Source organism: Azospirillum endophyticum, from assembly GCF_016595245.1.
Classification (GTDB): domain Bacteria; phylum Pseudomonadota; class Alphaproteobacteria; order Azospirillales; family Azospirillaceae; genus Azospirillum; species Azospirillum endophyticum.
The window spans coordinates 22,306-37,187 of record NZ_JAENHM010000048.1; the positions used below are offsets into that span (position 1 = coordinate 22,306).

General features: G+C 68.0%; 17 protein-coding genes and 1 tRNA gene. 12 read left to right on the forward strand and 6 right to left on the reverse strand.

What is annotated here, in order from left to right:
- Positions 1–108: 108 nt before the first annotated feature.
- Entirely contained in the window at positions 109–657 is a 549-nt protein-coding gene (ddpX, locus tag JHL17_RS16170) for a D-alanyl-D-alanine dipeptidase (RefSeq protein ID WP_200194578.1), read from the reverse strand.
- Between the two features lie 219 nt (positions 658–876).
- Here ddpX and tsaB point away from each other — a divergent pair, with 219 nt between their 5' ends.
- Together tsaB and JHL17_RS16180 are read left to right on the forward strand one after the other, a co-directional pair.
- Entirely contained in the window at positions 877–1,626 is a 750-nt protein-coding gene (gene tsaB / locus JHL17_RS16175; RefSeq protein WP_200194579.1) for a tRNA (adenosine(37)-N6)-threonylcarbamoyltransferase complex dimerization subunit type 1 TsaB, read from the forward strand.
- A complete protein-coding gene (locus tag JHL17_RS16180; RefSeq protein WP_200194580.1) occupies positions 1,623–2,093 on the forward strand; it encodes a GNAT family N-acetyltransferase in 471 nt (156 codons plus the stop codon). Before tsaB ends, JHL17_RS16180 begins: the two co-directional genes overlap by 4 nt.
- A 3-nt stretch (positions 2,094–2,096) precedes the next feature.
- Here JHL17_RS16180 and JHL17_RS16185 read toward each other — a convergent pair whose 3' ends face one another.
- The gene (locus JHL17_RS16185; protein ID WP_200194582.1) at positions 2,097–2,351 is read right to left on the reverse strand and encodes a sulfurtransferase TusA family protein; all 255 of its coding nucleotides are present in this window, start codon (positions 2,349–2,351) and stop codon (positions 2,097–2,099) included.
- 89 nt (positions 2,352–2,440) lie between these two features.
- On the opposite strand from JHL17_RS16185, the gene JHL17_RS16190 reads away from it, so the two are divergent.
- The 5 genes from JHL17_RS16190 (at position 2,441) to JHL17_RS16210 (ending at position 5,568) form a co-directional block, all read left to right on the forward strand.
- Entirely contained in the window at positions 2,441–2,854 is a 414-nt protein-coding gene (locus tag JHL17_RS16190; RefSeq protein ID WP_200194583.1) for a Ros/MucR family transcriptional regulator, read from the forward strand.
- A 314-nt stretch (positions 2,855–3,168) separates the two neighbouring features.
- The gene (locus tag JHL17_RS16195) at positions 3,169–4,116 is read left to right on the forward strand and encodes a GNAT family N-acetyltransferase (RefSeq protein WP_200194584.1); all 948 of its coding nucleotides are present in this window, start codon (positions 3,169–3,171) and stop codon (positions 4,114–4,116) included.
- Between the two features lie 7 nt (positions 4,117–4,123).
- Complete coding sequence (locus JHL17_RS16200; protein ID WP_200194585.1) at positions 4,124–4,990, forward strand: lysophospholipid acyltransferase family protein; 867 nt, start codon at positions 4,124–4,126, stop codon at positions 4,988–4,990.
- Between the two features lie 47 nt (positions 4,991–5,037).
- A tRNA-Gly gene (locus JHL17_RS16205) sits at positions 5,038–5,111 on the forward strand.
- A 190-nt stretch (positions 5,112–5,301) separates the two neighbouring features.
- Entirely contained in the window at positions 5,302–5,568 is a 267-nt protein-coding gene (locus JHL17_RS16210) for a hypothetical protein (protein WP_200194586.1), read from the forward strand.
- On the opposite strand, the gene JHL17_RS16215 is transcribed toward JHL17_RS16210, so the two are convergent.
- Positions 5,507–5,782, reverse strand: coding sequence for a hypothetical protein (locus JHL17_RS16215; protein WP_200194588.1), 276 nt, complete (start codon positions 5,780–5,782; stop codon positions 5,507–5,509). The two genes, JHL17_RS16210 and JHL17_RS16215, sit on opposite strands and share 62 nt — an antisense overlap.
- A 461-nt stretch (positions 5,783–6,243) precedes the next feature.
- Here JHL17_RS16215 and JHL17_RS16220 point away from each other — a divergent pair, with 461 nt between their 5' ends.
- The 4 genes from JHL17_RS16220 (at position 6,244) to JHL17_RS16235 (ending at position 9,622) form a co-directional block, all read left to right on the forward strand.
- The gene (locus JHL17_RS16220) at positions 6,244–6,813 is read left to right on the forward strand and encodes a YgjV family protein (RefSeq protein ID WP_200194589.1); all 570 of its coding nucleotides are present in this window, start codon (positions 6,244–6,246) and stop codon (positions 6,811–6,813) included.
- Between the two features lie 164 nt (positions 6,814–6,977).
- Positions 6,978–7,421 carry a ferritin-like domain-containing protein gene (locus tag JHL17_RS16225; RefSeq protein WP_200194590.1) on the forward strand — a complete coding sequence of 148 codons (444 nt, stop codon included), beginning with the start codon at positions 6,978–6,980 and terminating at the stop codon, positions 7,419–7,421.
- A 164-nt stretch (positions 7,422–7,585) separates the two neighbouring features.
- Positions 7,586–7,825 (forward strand): hypothetical protein, encoded by a 240-nt coding sequence (locus tag JHL17_RS16230; protein ID WP_200194591.1) that lies wholly within the window; start codon positions 7,586–7,588, stop codon positions 7,823–7,825.
- Between the two features lie 132 nt (positions 7,826–7,957).
- Positions 7,958–9,622, forward strand: coding sequence for a DUF951 domain-containing protein (locus JHL17_RS16235; protein ID WP_200194592.1), 1,665 nt, complete (start codon positions 7,958–7,960; stop codon positions 9,620–9,622).
- A 27-nt stretch (positions 9,623–9,649) separates the two neighbouring features.
- Here JHL17_RS16235 and JHL17_RS16240 read toward each other — a convergent pair whose 3' ends face one another.
- From JHL17_RS16240 to JHL17_RS16250, 3 genes are all read right to left on the reverse strand, one after another.
- Positions 9,650–10,465, reverse strand: a complete 816-nt coding sequence (locus JHL17_RS16240) for a DUF1003 domain-containing protein (RefSeq protein WP_200194593.1) — start codon at positions 10,463–10,465, stop codon at positions 9,650–9,652.
- A gap of 263 nt (positions 10,466–10,728) precedes the next feature.
- Positions 10,729–12,552, reverse strand: coding sequence for a phosphoenolpyruvate carboxykinase (GTP) (locus tag JHL17_RS16245; protein WP_200194595.1), 1,824 nt, complete (start codon positions 12,550–12,552; stop codon positions 10,729–10,731).
- 488 nt (positions 12,553–13,040) lie between these two features.
- Positions 13,041–13,943 carry a HugZ family pyridoxamine 5'-phosphate oxidase gene (locus JHL17_RS16250; protein ID WP_200194597.1) on the reverse strand — a complete coding sequence of 301 codons (903 nt, stop codon included), beginning with the start codon at positions 13,941–13,943 and terminating at the stop codon, positions 13,041–13,043.
- 241 nt (positions 13,944–14,184) lie between these two features.
- On the opposite strand from JHL17_RS16250, the gene JHL17_RS16255 reads away from it, so the two are divergent.
- Positions 14,185–14,880, forward strand: a complete 696-nt coding sequence (locus JHL17_RS16255) for a response regulator transcription factor (RefSeq protein WP_200194599.1) — start codon at positions 14,185–14,187, stop codon at positions 14,878–14,880.
- Positions 14,881–14,882 lie beyond the last annotated feature (2 nt).

The following is a 14,882-nucleotide window of genomic DNA, read 5'->3' on the forward strand; positions in this document are numbered from 1 at the left end:
ACGCCGGGCGGCCCACTTCCGCGGGCCTTGGCTTCGCGGGCATGTGCCCGCGCGGCCGCAGTCGCGGCCGTACCAGAGCCGAAAAGTCGAAACTTTTCGGCTCTGGTCTTACATCAGCCTGCCGCCGGCTGCCGCATCGGTCAGCAGCGGGTAGCGATCGGCATCCGGCAGCTGGTAGTGCCACCATTCCGACCGGTAATGCTCCCATCCGGCGCCGGCCATCACGCCGAGCAGCAGGGCGCGGTTGCGCTGCTGCTCGGCGGTCAGGTCGCTGCGTCCGTGGTGCGACCGCTCGGTCATCTCGTCGAAGCCGGTGCCCATGTCCAGCGGCCGGCCCGCGCCATCCACCAGCGTCAGGTCGATCGCCACGCCGCGGGTATGGTTGGAGCCCTGCCGCGGGTCGGCGATGTAGGTCGGATCGGAAAAGGCGTGCCAAAGCCTCCATTGCGCCTCCGCCGGACGGAAGGCATCGTACACGCGCAGCCGGCAGCCGATGCCGCGGGCCAGCCGGATGGCATCGCCGAGCCGGCGGGCGGCGTCGGGGTGAAGCAGGCAGACCGCCGAGCGGTAGATCGGTGCGCCCGACAGGTTGTCGGCGGTGGCGTACAGAAGCTCCAGGTCGATGTCGAAGGCCGGAGGCGTGATCTCGGTCAGCATGAAATGGACAACCGTCGGCGTTTGGGGAGGACGATGGTCCTCTAGCATGGCCTTGCCGCCATCTGCCATGCTCGCGGATCTGCCATGCCCGTGCAGGCCGCCCCTTCCCCGGGACCGATGTCGGCATGGACAATCGAAGACCGGGGCAATCCAGGGAATGCCGCCTTGCGTATCAAAGATCGGCCGTCGGCGGAAGGCCGCGGCCAGGAAGGTGGAGTGATGAAGGTTCTGGGTCTGGATACGGCGACCTCCGGCTGTTCCGCTGCGGTGTGGGAGGGATCGGCCGGGCAGGCGGGCGCGGGCAAGGCGGATGGCGTGCGTGTGACCGTCAAGCGCAGTCCGCCGATGGCGCGCGGTCAGGCCGAGGTGCTGGTGCCGCTGGCGCAGGAGGTGCTGGCCGAGGCCGGCGTCGGTTTCGCCGATCTCGACCGGATCGCCGTCACCGTCGGGCCGGGTGCCTTCACCGGGCTGCGCATCGCGCTGGCCGCCGCGCGCGGCATCGCCGTCGCCCGGGGCCTGCCGGTGGTCGGCATCACCAGCTTCGACGCCATCGCCCATGGCGTGCCGGAAGCCGAGCGTGCCGGCCGCTCCCTTCTGGTCGCCGTCGACAGCCGGCGGGCCGAGCCGTTCCTGCAACTGTATGACGCGGCGCTGGTCCGCGTCGGCGACCCGGCGATGCCCGATCCGGCGGCGATCCCCGGCTGGCTCGACGCCCTGTGCCCGCCCGGACCGCTGCTGCTGGCGGGCGACGCGGCGGCGGCGCTGGTCCCGCTGCTCGCCGGGAGGGGCGATCTCACGGTGGCGGCCGGCGACGGACTGCCGGATGCCGCCGTGGTTGCGGCGTTGGGAGCCGCCCGTCCCGCCGGCCTGCCGGTCGACCCCTTCTATCTCCGTCCGCCCGACGTCACCCTGCCGAAGGCCGCGGTGGCCGGACCGGGGCGCAAGTCGGCTGCGGGCACCGCGGCATGACCGCAGCGGCCATCCGCCTCCACCCCGCCGGTCCGCTGGAGGCCGGGGTGGTTGCGGCCCTCCAGCAGGCCTGTTTCCCCGACGATCCGTGGGACGAGGCGTCGATCGCCACCTTGAGCAGCCCGCCGGCCGGCTTGGTCGTCATCGCGCTCGATGCGCTGGACCAGCCGGTCGGCTTCGTCATGGCCCGCGTCGCGGCGGAGGATGCGGAGATCCTGGCCATCGGCGTGCTGCCGCAGGCGCGCCGCGGCGGTATCGGCCGCCTGCTGGTCGAGGCCGCAGTCGGCGGATCGCGTGACCTGGGTGCGACTGCGCTGTTTCTTGAAGTCGCCGAAGATAATCCGGCGGCATGGACTCTATACAAGGCCAGCGGCTTTTTTTCCGTCGGGCGCCGCCCCGGATACTACAAACGGGCCGACGGCCGGGTCGCGGCGCTTGTTCTGCGCCGCAATCTGGAGGGAGCATAGGGGTTAATTTTTCCGCACCATCAGGCGGTGGACTCCCTCCGGCTCATCCATTCGTTCGGGGCGGACAGACAGAATGCTGTGCCCCAACTCCATCAAGGATCGTGGAACGTTTTCCAAGGGTTCGCCGGCATTCAGCCGGACTTCGAGGGTCTGGCCCGCGTCCATCCGCTCCACCATCAACTTGGTCTTGACGAAGGTTAACGGACAAACCTGCGAGGTGATGTCGAGAAACAAGTCTGCGGAGATTTTTTCGGTCACCGATTCCTCTTTGCGCCAAAGGATGGATATTGCACGATGCAGAAAACCTCTTTATATGGTGAGGTACGAATGCCGCGGAGCAAGCTTACATGAGCAACGGGTCCCCTTCCAACGCGCTGTTGTCTCTGACCACGGAGATCGTGGCGGCGCATGTCTCCAACAATACAGTCTCGCTGACCGATCTTCCGACATTGATCGAACAGGTCTACAAGTCGCTGGCCAACGTCGGCACCGAGCCGGTGGTGGCGGAGGAGCGGCCGCAGCCCGCCGTGCCGATCAAGAAGTCGGTCACGCCGGACTATATTGTTTGCCTGGAAGACGGCAAGAAGCTGAAGATGCTGAAGCGCCATCTCAAGACGGCGTACAATATGACTCCAGAAGAATATCGTGACCGCTGGAGCCTGCCGACCGACTACCCGATGGTCGCGCCGAACTACGCCCGCCAGCGCAGCTCGCTGGCCAAGCAGATCGGTCTCGGCACCCGCGCCCGCCGCGGCGCCTGAGGAACGGGGTGTCCGCAGGGCGGACCGGCGCCGTGACGCCGCCGCCCCTGCCCGCCCTCCCATTTCCCAGCCCCGTCCTCACCGATGGCGGCTGGCGGACCATTGTCCAGAAGCCGGGCTTCCAAAATCGGGCTGCCCGGATCCCTGCGGATGTCGGCTGACGGCGCGCTACGATGTCGGTTGACCGGCAACCGGCGGATCGTGTTATGCCTTGTGGTGCGTGCGACGCTGCCCGTCCCGACCCGGCCGCCGTGGCTTGGCGGCGGCAGGCCGGCGCGGCGCACAGTTCCGAACCATCGCAGCGGACCGTCGACATGGCTGATGCAAGCTTGGACCAGCCGGGCATGACCCGGACTAGCCCGGAGCGTCGCGAGGCGTCCTTACCGGACGCAGCCGGCTTCGATGGGGCCGGCGCCGATCGGGTGACCGGTGACCAGATGACCGGCGATCAAGTGACTGGCGACAAGGTGATGGACGGCATCCGGCTGGGTACGCTCGAGGTGCGGCTGGCCCGGTCGGCGGCGGAGGTCGACTGGGCGCAGGCGCTGCGCTACCGCGTCTTCTATGAAGAGATGGCCGCGGTTCCTTCTGCCGCCATGCAGGTCCAGGGCCGTGATTTCGACGAGTATGACGGTGTCGCCGACCATCTGCTGGTCATCGACCATGCCCGCGGCAATGGTCCCGACATGGTGGTCGGAACCTATCGCCTGATCCGCCGGCCCGCCGCCGAGAAGGTCGGCCGCTTCTATTCCAGCGACGAATACGACATCGGCCGGCTCGCCAGCTATCCCGGAGAGGTGCTGGAGCTGGGGCGGTCCTGCGTCGATGCCGGCTACCGGACGCGCGGCAGCATGCAGCTGCTTTGGCAGGGCATCGCCGCCTATGTGTTCCAATACGACATCGCGCTGATGTTCGGCTGCGCCAGCCTGCCCGGCATCGATCCGGACGCCATGGCGGAGCCGCTGTCCTACCTCTACCATCATCATCTGGCCCCGCCGGAGCTGCGGGCGACCGCCCTGCCGGAACGTTTCGTGTCGCTGGACCGGATGGCGAAGGACCGCATCGATCCGAAGCGGGCGTTGACCATCCTGCCGCCGCTGATCAAGGGCTATCTGCGGCTGGGCGGTTTCATCGGCGACGGCGCGGTGATCGATCACCAGTTCAACACCACCGACGTCTGCATCGTGGTGAAGACCGACCTGATCACCGACAAGTATTTCAAGCATTACGAACGTCGCAGCCGCGACAGCCAGACCGGCTGAGGCGCCCATGACCCGCACCGCGCGCGCCCTGGGATCCTCCGCCCGCGGGGCTTTGCGCCTGACCCTGTACCTGCTGTGGACGCTGCTGCTGATCCCGCTGCAGGCGCTGGCGGTGGCGCGCGGCTGGCGCCTGTGCCGCAGCCTGCCCGCCTTCTATCACCGCGTCTGCACCCGGCTGATGGGGCTGGACGTGGTGGTGCGCGGCGAACGGGCCGCCGGCGGGCCGGTGCTGTTCGTGTCCAACCACTCCTCCTACTTGGATATCGTGGTTCTGGGGTCGCAAATCCCCGGTTCCTTCATCGCCAAGTCGGAAGTCGGGAGCTGGCCCTTCTTCGGTCTCCTGGCCCGGCTGCAGCGTACGGTGTTCGTTGAGCGCAAGGCGCGCAGTTCGGTCGACAAGCAGCGCGACGACATCGGCAGCCGCCTCGATGCCGGCGACAGCCTGGTCCTGTTCCCGGAAGGCACCTCCAGCGACGGCAACCGCACGCTGCCCTTCAAGACCGCCCTGTTCGCCGTCGCCGCCCGCCGCATCGACGGCCGCCCCTTGACGGTCCAGCCGGTCAGCATCGCCGCCACCCGGCTGGACGGCATCCCGATGGGCTTCGCCTTCCGCCCCTTCTATGCCTGGTACGGCGACATGGATCTGGCGCCGCACCTCTGGCAGGCTTTCCGCCTGGGCGGCATGACGGTCGAGGTGGAGTTCCACCCGCCGGTGACGATCGACGGTTTTTCCAGCCGCAAGGCCCTGGCCGACCATTGCCAGCGCGTGATCGCCGGCGGTGTCGCCCGCGCCATCTCCGGCCGTCCCGCCGCCCCGCTCCCGACGACGGACGCCGCCCCGCAGGCCGCCGTTCCCACCGCTGCGAGTGCTTGATTCCGCTCTTGTATCCGGCGCGGCAGTCGCCTATAAACAGCGGGCGCGCGGGTGTAGCTCAATGGTAGAGCAGAAGCTTCCCAAGCTTACGACGAGGGTTCGATTCCCTTCACCCGCTCCATCCGCCATGCCGCCTGCCGCGCTGGCGCTTCCCTTTTGAAAATCCGGTTTTCGAGAACGAGCGGTTCGTGCCGATGGGTGCGGATGGGCGCTCTCTTTTGCGTTTGTGGTTCGCCGATGGCGCAATTGCCGGGGACGCCGTGATCCTTGAAGCTGCGCGACAGCGTCCCTCAGCCGAAAGGAGCCCGCTTATGCCGCCGATCGAAAGAGCCCGCCGGCTGAGCCGGTCCCTGCAGGCGCGTTTCCGCATCGACCTGTTCTCCGCCCTGGTGGAGCGCGAGTTCGAACGGCGTTTGGCGGAGGCTATTCTTGACGCCGAACGCGAGGCCTATCGGCGCGGGCGCGAAGAGGCGCTGGCCGGTCCGGGTGTCGCCAGCCTCGATGTCGATGGCGGGGTCAGTCCATCTCCGCGGTCGGAAGCGGCGGCACGGCCGGCCGGACGGTCCATGACCATGTGAGGCCGGCCCGCTCGGCGCAGGCATAGTGCCAGGGGCTATGGTCGCCATGGCCGGCCCAATGCGGGTCGCCGGCGCGGATCGGCCGGTTGCAGGAACAGCACAGCGGTGCGTTGCGGGCGGCGCGTCCGGCATGGGTGCGCGATGCGCCGGTCTTGCTCGACTTCGGCTTCGGTTCCCAGCCCAGCGAGGCGGGATGCCGTCCATACAGCGCCATGGTGGTCCCCCCAGTTTATCCGGATTGCGGATGATCCCCCGATCCCAATCCGGTCCCTTCGATAAGGTGTCCGTCGATTCCGATGCTGCCGATCCCGGTGCAGCCGTGAAGCGGCGAGAATGCCGCCGGACGTCCTTTTTGCCAACGGCAAGGATGGACAGGATCCAACCCGAAATCGCCGAGCCGTCGCCTGACAAATCCCTCGGGACTGACCCCTGCGCCGGACGGCATGGCCAGAGAACACACAATAATCACTGATCCATAGATCGGGCTTCACATGATGGTGTGGCTCAACTGTCGGAGACTTCCCGATGGTCGTCTTTTGGTCTGTTTCCGGTCACATCGATGTTCACACCTGATTAACCGTCCGGGACTAGCGTCCGCCGCCTTCGCTGCACTGCGGCATATTCTTCATGCGAAGGCGCTCCATGACGGTGTTTCTGCTGGATTCTCTCCCGACCTTGACGGCCCTTCCTTTCACCCCTTCCCCGGTTGCAGCAACCGGCATCGCCGGCCTGTCGGCCGCCACCCTGTCGACGCTGCTCGTCGGCCGGCGGGCGATCCTGCTGGCACAAGCGACCGCATCCTTTCTCTTTCTGGTTCATTTCCTGCTGCTGGGCGCCCATACCGGCATGATGATGTGCGGGCTGGGGTTGATCCAGATGGCGGTGCGCGTCCGCCGGCAGCCGGGCCGGGCGCTTGGCCTGCTCTATGCGCTGACCGTGCCGGCGGCGCTGGCGGTGGCGGCACTGAGCTGGCAGGGGCCGATGTCGGCGTTGTCGGCCACCGGATTCCTGCTGGCGACGCTCGGCCGCTGGCAGAGCGCGGTCGGCCGGATGCGGCTGTTCTTCATCCTGGGGACCTTGGTCGGGTCGGGGCACAATCTGCTCGCGGGCTCTGCTTTCGGGCTTGCTTCGGACGCCATGGGCCTCACCGGCCATTGCGTCAGCCTGTGGCGCACCCGGATTTTCCGGCGTTCGGCCGGCCGCCGCCGGACCTCCATGCGCGCCGTTTCCGAAGCGGTCGCGTAAGGCAGCGCTGCCGTGGATCCGGCTGGCCCCAGTCGGCCGGCTCAGTCGGATTGCTCCCATCCGCCTCCCTTTTGCTCCCGGTCTGTTGGGTGTCGTCGGTGGGAACATTCGGCCCGGCCGCCGGGTTGTGGCACCGTAGGGGACGCATGGGAGGACCTGGCGCCATGGAAAAAGCCGAGATCGTCGATACGCTCAACGACCTGATCCGCATCGTCGAGGACAGCCACGAAGGCTATCGGCAGGCAGCCGAATCCGCCGAGGACGGGGATCTGAAGGCCCTGTTCAACGATCTCGCCGCCCAGCGCGGCGCCATCGTCCGCGAGATTCAGCGGCTGGTCGCCGAACAGGGCGGTGCGCCGGACATGGGCGGCACCATGCTGGGCGGAGCCCACCGCTTCTTCCTGGAACTGAAATCCAGCGTGCTCGGCCACGACCGTGCCGCCATCCTCACGGAGGTCGAACGCGGCGAGAGCGAATGCCTGCGCCGCTATGACGAGGCGATGGCGAAGGAACTTCCCCTGCCGATCACCGCGGTGATCGCCCAGCATCTGGACCGCATCCGTGTCGACCGCGACCGCATGGCCGCCCTGCGCGGGGTGGTGGCGTGATGACGCGCCGCAGCATTGCAGGGGTGGGAAAGCGGGCGTAGGCTTTTTTCCAGCGGCTGTGCCTCACTGCCACGCCCAAGGGCGCGCAGTGCAGGCTCGGCCCGCAGCCCCGCCGAGCATCCGGCTCCGGAGGCCGGATGTCCACTCCACTTGGACATGGATTGATGATCAGCGACAAATCGAAAGACGCAGACCCGGTCGGCAATGATCTGGTGACGAAGGGGGCTTTCGCCCTGTACCGCGCCGAGAACGCCCACCGCGTGTCCGAGTTCGAAAAGTCCCAGAATGCCGAGGCGGCCATCGCCGCCGATTTCGACTCCTACCGCATCCGCTACCTGCGGAAGTTCAAGGACGTTTTCGACAGCCTGTCCGAACAGGGCCTGACCGTTACCCGCGCGGTGTGACCCGGTTCCGCCGCTGCGGCGAATGCACCGCAGCGGCGAATTGCGGCCAGGAACGCACAGGCCTGAAAAAGATCGGCCTGAAACGAATGGGAAAGCCGCGAGGCCGCCGCTATACTGCGCGCCATGGCCCGTATGCTGTTCCTCCGCGACATCGACGCCGACGTACAACTGCGCTGCCGCGGCTGCGGACATGGCGGGGTGCTGCCCCGTGCCATGCTGGAACGGCGCTTCGGCCCCAACTACCCGGTTCTGTCGATCGCGCCGCATTACCGCTGTTCGCGCTGCGATTCCCGCGACATCGAAAGCCGGCCGATCCTGTCCACCCCTCCGGCTGCCCATCCGGCTGCCGTGAACGACGAACCGTCCTTCGACGCTCCGCTGGCAGCGCTGAACGGCCTGCTCGCCTCGCTGCGTAGCGGGAGCGGCGAGGACAGTCGCGGTCGGGAAGAGACAGCGGTGGAACCGCCCGCTCCCCCGCCTGCCTCTCCGCCCGTTCTCGGCAAGCGCCTGTCGGATCTGCCGCTGTCGGACCTCGTGGCCGATGGTCCGGCGGACGATGGGGCTGTTCCGCTGTGGGAACCCGTCTCGCTCGCCGACATGGCGGCCCGCCTGGGCCGTGCCGGGCCGTCCGACGAGGAGAGCGCGGAGGACGCTGACGATTGGGACGATGACAGGACGGCTGCCAATGACGCGTGGCCGGAACCCGGCCTTCCAGGGAATTCCGGCACCCGCGACGTCGATGACCGCGATTCCGCAGAGGATGACTCCGATGACGGCGACGGCGCGGATGAGACGCTGACGGCGATGCGCCGGCTGCTGGCGCAGGCCTACGGCTCCGACGACGATCAGGATGATGGCGAGCCGGATCCCTATGCCGACGGCCCGGTCGACGGTAAGCCGCTGCGGGGCGGTCTGGATTGGGATGACCGGAGCGGCGATGAGCCGCCCGTCTTCTCGCCCAACGTCCTGGTGCGCAGGAATTTCGAGGATGATTGGGATGACGACCCCGACTCCTGGCGGGCGGAAGCCGAGGACGACCGCCGGGAGGATGGGTTCGACGAGATGGCTCCGGACGGCGCGGAGCCGTCGGACGACGAGATCCTGTCCTTCGCGATCCGTGATCCGGAAAAGCCTGCCCCCGCCTCCGTTCCCGTGTCCAATCCGGCCAAGCCGTCCCTGCGGCCGGCCGGCGAGCCGCTCGATTTCGATCAGCATCGGGCCGAGCGGCGCGCCCAGCGCCCGCCCCCGCCGCCGGAGGACGAGGAGGGCTACGACCGCACCCTTGCCGCCCTGCGGTCGATGATCGAGGATGCGGCGACCGAGCCGGAGGAGGACGAAGCGCCGCCTCCGCCGCGCAAGGTTCCGCGCAATGCCGACAAGCCCGTCCACCGCGAAGTCGCCCGGCGGAAGGACGAGGACGACCTGGTTCCCGATCGGGACGAGGATGACGGCTGGTCCCCGCCCACCGGCCGGATCGATCCCGATCCCGTGCCGGAGCCTGCCCCTGCCGGCCGCCGCTCCGCCCAGGAGCGCGAGATCGAGGAGGCGATGAAGGCCCTGCGCGAACTGGTCGAAGACGAGGTTCAGCAGGCTCCCCAGAGCCCCCCGCCCCAGCCGAAACCCCGTGCCGGCAAACCGCGCCCGCCGGCGAACGTCCAGCCGCCGGATGCCGGGACGGGGGACGCCGGGACGGGGGAGGAAACCTCCGCGAAGCCCGCTCCCGATCCGACACCGCTCAGCAAGACCATCGCCGCGTTGCGCGGCATGCTGGAACTGGACGGCCGCCGCAAGCGCTGACGCGCCGCCGGTTCCGCCGGAAGCCCGTCATCTCCGCAGGCGTTTTTCCTGCATGATCTCCAGCTGCAGCTGCTGGATCTCGGTCAACCGCTGCCACTGGCGCTGGATCAGATAGTCCATCTTCTCGTGCAGGTGCCGGATTTCCAGCTCGGCCTTCAGGTTGACGCGATAGTCGTTTTCCGAGCGCAGCCGGTCCTTCGCCTCCTGACGCTTCTGGCTCATCATGATGACCGGCGCCTGGATGGCGGCGAGGCAGGACAGCAGCAGGTTCAGCAGGATGAAGGGGTAGGGATCGAAGGCCTTCATGTCGCCTTCGATGATGTTGATCAGCATCCACACGCCCAGGAAAGCGGCGAAGGAGATCAGGAAGGCCCAACTGCCGCCGAAGGTGGCGAGGCCATCGGACAGCCGTTCGCCCAGCGTGCGGTGGTCGTCGTATTCCTCCTCCGGGTTCTCGGCCAGCGTCTCGTGCCGGGCGAGGCTCTCGGCGACCTCGCGGTCCAGCTCGCTGAGTTCGCCATGCTCCTCCTTCAGCAGCTCGGCGACATAGAGCGAGCGGTAGCGCGCCAGCTCCTGCCGGCTGATCTGGGCTTCCGGCTCCAGATGCGGGTGGTCGTGGCGGATGCGGTCGGCCAGGCTGGGGCGCAGCGCGTCCAGCGCGATCAGGTCGCGCTTGGGCCGGCGCTTGCCGCTGATGGCGCAGGGCTGGCGCTTGGAGGCCAGCGTCCCGCCAGCCTCTTCGTGGTCGGCGGCATCCTGCTCGCCGACATCCTGCTTTGCGGATGGGGAGGTCGGCTCCGCGGACCCGTCACCGTCCTGCGGTGGAAGCTGATGATCGGTCATGATGTCGCCCTCCCTGGCAAGCGCGCTCCGGCGCGGCGACTTTATGCCCGATTAGTTTGACAATCCGGTTAAATCACCGACAGGCGAAGACGGCAGGTAAGGAAGCGGCCGCCTTGCAAAGGCTGGAAACTCCCGGCGGCGGCGCCTGGATTGGCTATTCGCCGGCTGGTTCCGGATGAATTCCGCGTCATCTTGTCCGCCGCAACGGAAAAGGGGCCGCCTCGCGGCAGCCCCTATCCTTACCTGTATGACGTTGTGGCCGGTCAGCCGATGCGCCAGACGTCCGGGCTGGTCTCCAGCCGCTTCAGCACGGCGAGCCGCTGCTGCTCGATCTCCTCGGGCAGGCGGTCGCCGAAGCGGTTGAACAGCTCCTCCTGGTCCTTCGCCTCGGCCTCAGCCTCCTTGCGGTCGATGTCCATGATCTTGGCGAACTTGTCGGCCGGGAAGTTCAGGCCGGACCAGTTCAGATCCTGGTAACGCGGGGAGTAGCCGAAGGGCGATTCCGCCACGTCGGTGGCGCGGCCGCGGACGCGGTCGACGATCCACTTCAGCACACGCATGTTGTCGCCGAAGCCCGGCCAGACGAACTTGCCGTTCTCGTCCTTGCGGAACCAGTTGACGCGGTAGATGCGCGGCAGGCTCTCCACCTTGCCTTCCATCGACAGCCAGTGGTTCCAGTAATCGGCCATGTTGTAGCCGCAGAAAGGCAGCATGGCGAATGGGTCGCGGCGGATGGCGGCCTGGCCGACGGCGGCGGCGGTCGCCTCCGAGCCCATGGTCGCCGCCCAATAGACGCCCTCGCGCCAGTTGTAGGCCTCGAACACCAGCGGGAAGGTCTTCGACAGGCGGCCGCCGAAGATGAAGGCGCTGATCGGAACGCCGGCCGGATCCTCCCAGGCCGGGTCGATCGACGGGCACTGCGCGGCGGGGGCGGTGAAGCGGCTGTTCGGATGGGCGGCCGGCCGGCCGGAACCAGGCGTCCAGTCCTCGCCCTGCCAGTCGATCAGGTGGGCGGGCGCCTCTTCGGTCAGGCCTTCCCACCAGACGTCGCCGTCGTCGGTCAGCGCGACGTTGGTGAAGATGACGTTGTGGTCCAGCGTCTTCAGCGCGTTCGGGTTCGACTTCACGCTGGTGCCGGGGGCGACGCCGAAGAAGCCGGCCTCCGGGTTGATGGCGCGCAGCGTCCCGTCGGGCTGCGGCTTGATCCAGGCGATGTCGTCACCGATGGTGCGGACCTTCCAGCCCTCGAACTCCTTGGGCGGGACCAGCATGGCGAAGTTGGTCTTGCCGCAGGCCGACGGGAAGGCGGCGCCGACATAGGTCTTCTCGCCGGCCGGGCTCTCCACGCCGAGGATCAGCATGTGCTCGGCCAGCCAGCCCTGCTCGCGGCCCATGGCGGACGCGATGCGCAGCGCGAAGCACTTCTTGCCGAGCAGCGCGTTGCCGCCGTAGCCCGAGCCGTAGGAGACGATGCGGTGCTCCTCCGGGAAGTGGACGATGTACTTGTTGTCGGCGTTGCAGGGCCAGGCCACGTCCTGCTCGCCGGGCTCCAGCGGGGCGCCGATGGAGTGCAGGCAGGGGACGAAGTCGCCGTCGCCCAGGATGTCGAGAACCTTCTGGCCCATGCGGGTCATCATCCGCATGTTGACCGCGACATAGGGGCTGTCGGAGATCTGCACGCCGATATGCGCGATGTCGGAGCCGAGCGGCCCCATGCTGAACGGCACCACATACAGGGTGCGGCCGCGCATGCAGCCTTCGAACAGGCCGTCCAGCTTGGCCTTCATCTGGGCCGGGTCCATCCAGTTGTTGGTCGGACCGGCTTCCTCGCGGGTGCGCGAGCAGATGTAGGTGCTGTCCTCGACACGGGCGACGTCGCCCGGATCGGAGCGGCAGAGGAAGGAGTTGCGGCGCTTGGCCTCGTTCAGGCGGATGAAGGTGCCGGCCTCGACCATCTCGTTGCAGAGACGGTCGTATTCCTCCTGCGACCCGTCGCACCAGTGAACGCGCTCCGGTTGGCATTTCAGCGCGATCTCCTCGACCCAGGCCAGGAGCTTCTTGTTCCGCGTCCGTGTGTTACCAGTCATATCGTCCCTCTCGAAGGCTGGGCCGGTACCCCTGCGCCGGGCATCCCCCATCGGGGATCCCGCGGCCGGTCCGGCCGTCTTTGTCCGTTGTCGTGTCGGATGGACGGCGTCCGCCTCAGCGGCAGGACGGTCCGGACGGGCGGCCGGGGTGGACGCCCGCCGCGTTGCGCTGCGCCGGCAGGATGCGGCGACGATACGGTGCAAAAGGCGGCCCTGAGGCGACAGGTCTGGGGGCCAAGGCCCCGGACGGGAAACGGGTCGATCCGTTATGGTCCACTGAAGTGTTCTCCTGGTTGCGCGTGCCCGCGCGCCGCGTTCTTGTTTTTGGTGCGGCGCCCGGTGGTGTCGAAGCGACCTCTCGGCTGGTCGTTTATGCTTGCGGCTGGCAGGCTGACGGTTGGCTTCCCGCCTCTCTCGTTGTCGTCTTTTCGACTGACAGACCTTCTTATCTTCTTCTTATCGTCCTGGTGTTTCGGCATCGGGGTCCGTCAGGCACCTCCGCCGCCGTCTGTTCCGGTTCCAGCCCTTGCGGTTCTGTCTTTTTCGGTCCCGGATGTCGATCCTCCGGGTTCTCCGGACCCGTCCTGCGGCCGGACGAGCCTGTCCAGCATCAGTTTAGCCGATTCGGGGTCCTGGATTCTCTGCTCAAAATCGACGCGGGCGACGTACCCCCCGCGTCGCAGGTCGCATCCCTCCGGGTCGAGTCCGGTCAGGGTCCAGCCATCCCCTCCGTCCTCCGGGGCGGGCGCCAGCCGGGGGCCGTAGCCGGCGCCGTTCAGGCGGTCGAGCAGCGCCGCCTCGCCCGCCGCCAGGGCGGGGGTGGCGGCGGGAAGGTCCAGATCGGCGGCGGACAGCCAGTGGATGCGGCCGAAGCCGGCGACCAGATGGGCGCGCTCCACCGCCACGCGGTAGAGGGCGAAATCGCCGAAGCCGGCATAGAGGGCGGCGTCGGGATGGCGGCGCAGGTAGCGCGCGCGGTGCGCCGGATCGTCCGACCGCTCCGCCCGGCCCAGCAGGGACAGGCGGGCGCCGGTCAGCGGCTGCGCCAGCCCGGCGGTGCCGTCGAACAGCAGCCCGACCCGGCCGTCGGCCAGCAGGTTGCGCGTGTGGTCGGCCAGCATGGAAAGCAGAAGCAGCGGGCTGCCGTCATGGTCGAACGCCGCCAGCACCAGCGAGGGATAGGGCCAGCCGGCCGCATCGGAACCGGTCCCGTCCTCCGCCGGCCGCTGCGCGGTGGCGAGCGTGGCGCGGTCGCAGGCGCGCATCAGGCACCGGGCGCGCCGGGCGGGATCCGGACCGCTTCGGTCGGTGCCCGGCGGCATCGCGCCCTCCGTGCCGTCCGGCGTGGCGCCGGTCGGAGAGGACGCGGGAAGGGCGTTCGAAAAACTCATTCCCAAACGAGTGCGTTCTCCCGCGCGGCACCGTTGTTCGGCGCCGCATTGCCGCCATATTGAACCATGCAAATGCCGCGGGAAAAGAGAAAACTGCCTCCGGTACCTGGACTCTGGCATAAAGTATTGGAATGACCACTCGTTCTATGCCTGATGTTTCCGCTAACATTTCCGGGTTTCCACGACCCGGCCGCCATGACCCGCTTCAACCTGACCCGCTTCGATAGGATCTGTTACGACCATGGCCCACACCGTCGCCCTGGTGGATGACGACCGCAACATCCTGGCCTCGGTCTCCATCGCCCTGGAGGCCGAGGGCTTCGACGTCCGCACCTACACCGACGGCGCCGAGGCGCTGCGCGGCCTCAGCCAGCGCCCGCCCGACCTCGCCGTGCTCGACATCAAGATGCCGCGCATGGACGGCATGGAGTTGCTGCAACGCCTGCGTCAGACCACCCAGATGCCCGTCATCTTCCTGACCAGCAAGGACGACGAGCTGGACGAGCTGATGGGCCTGCGCATGGGCGCCGACGACTACATCAAGAAGCCCTTCTCGCAGCGGCTGCTGATCGAGCGCATCCGGGCGCTGCTGCGGCGCGAGGCCCTGCGCGGCGAAAGCCCCGAGGCCGATCCCGGCCAGATCGTCACCCGCGGCCCGCTGCTGCTGGACGGCGCCCGCCACGCCTGCAGCTGGAAGGGCCAGCCGATCGACCTGACCGTCACCGAATTCCTGCTCGTGCGCGCGCTGGCCCAGCGGCCGGGCCATGTGAAGAACCGCGACCAGCTGATGGACGCGGCCTATGGCGAGCATGTCTATGTCGACGACCGCACCATCGACAGCCACATCAAGCGGCTGCGCAAGAAGTTCAAGGCGGTCGATCCCGACTTCTCGCAGATCGAAACGCTCTACGGCGTCGGCTACCGGTACAAGGAGTAGGC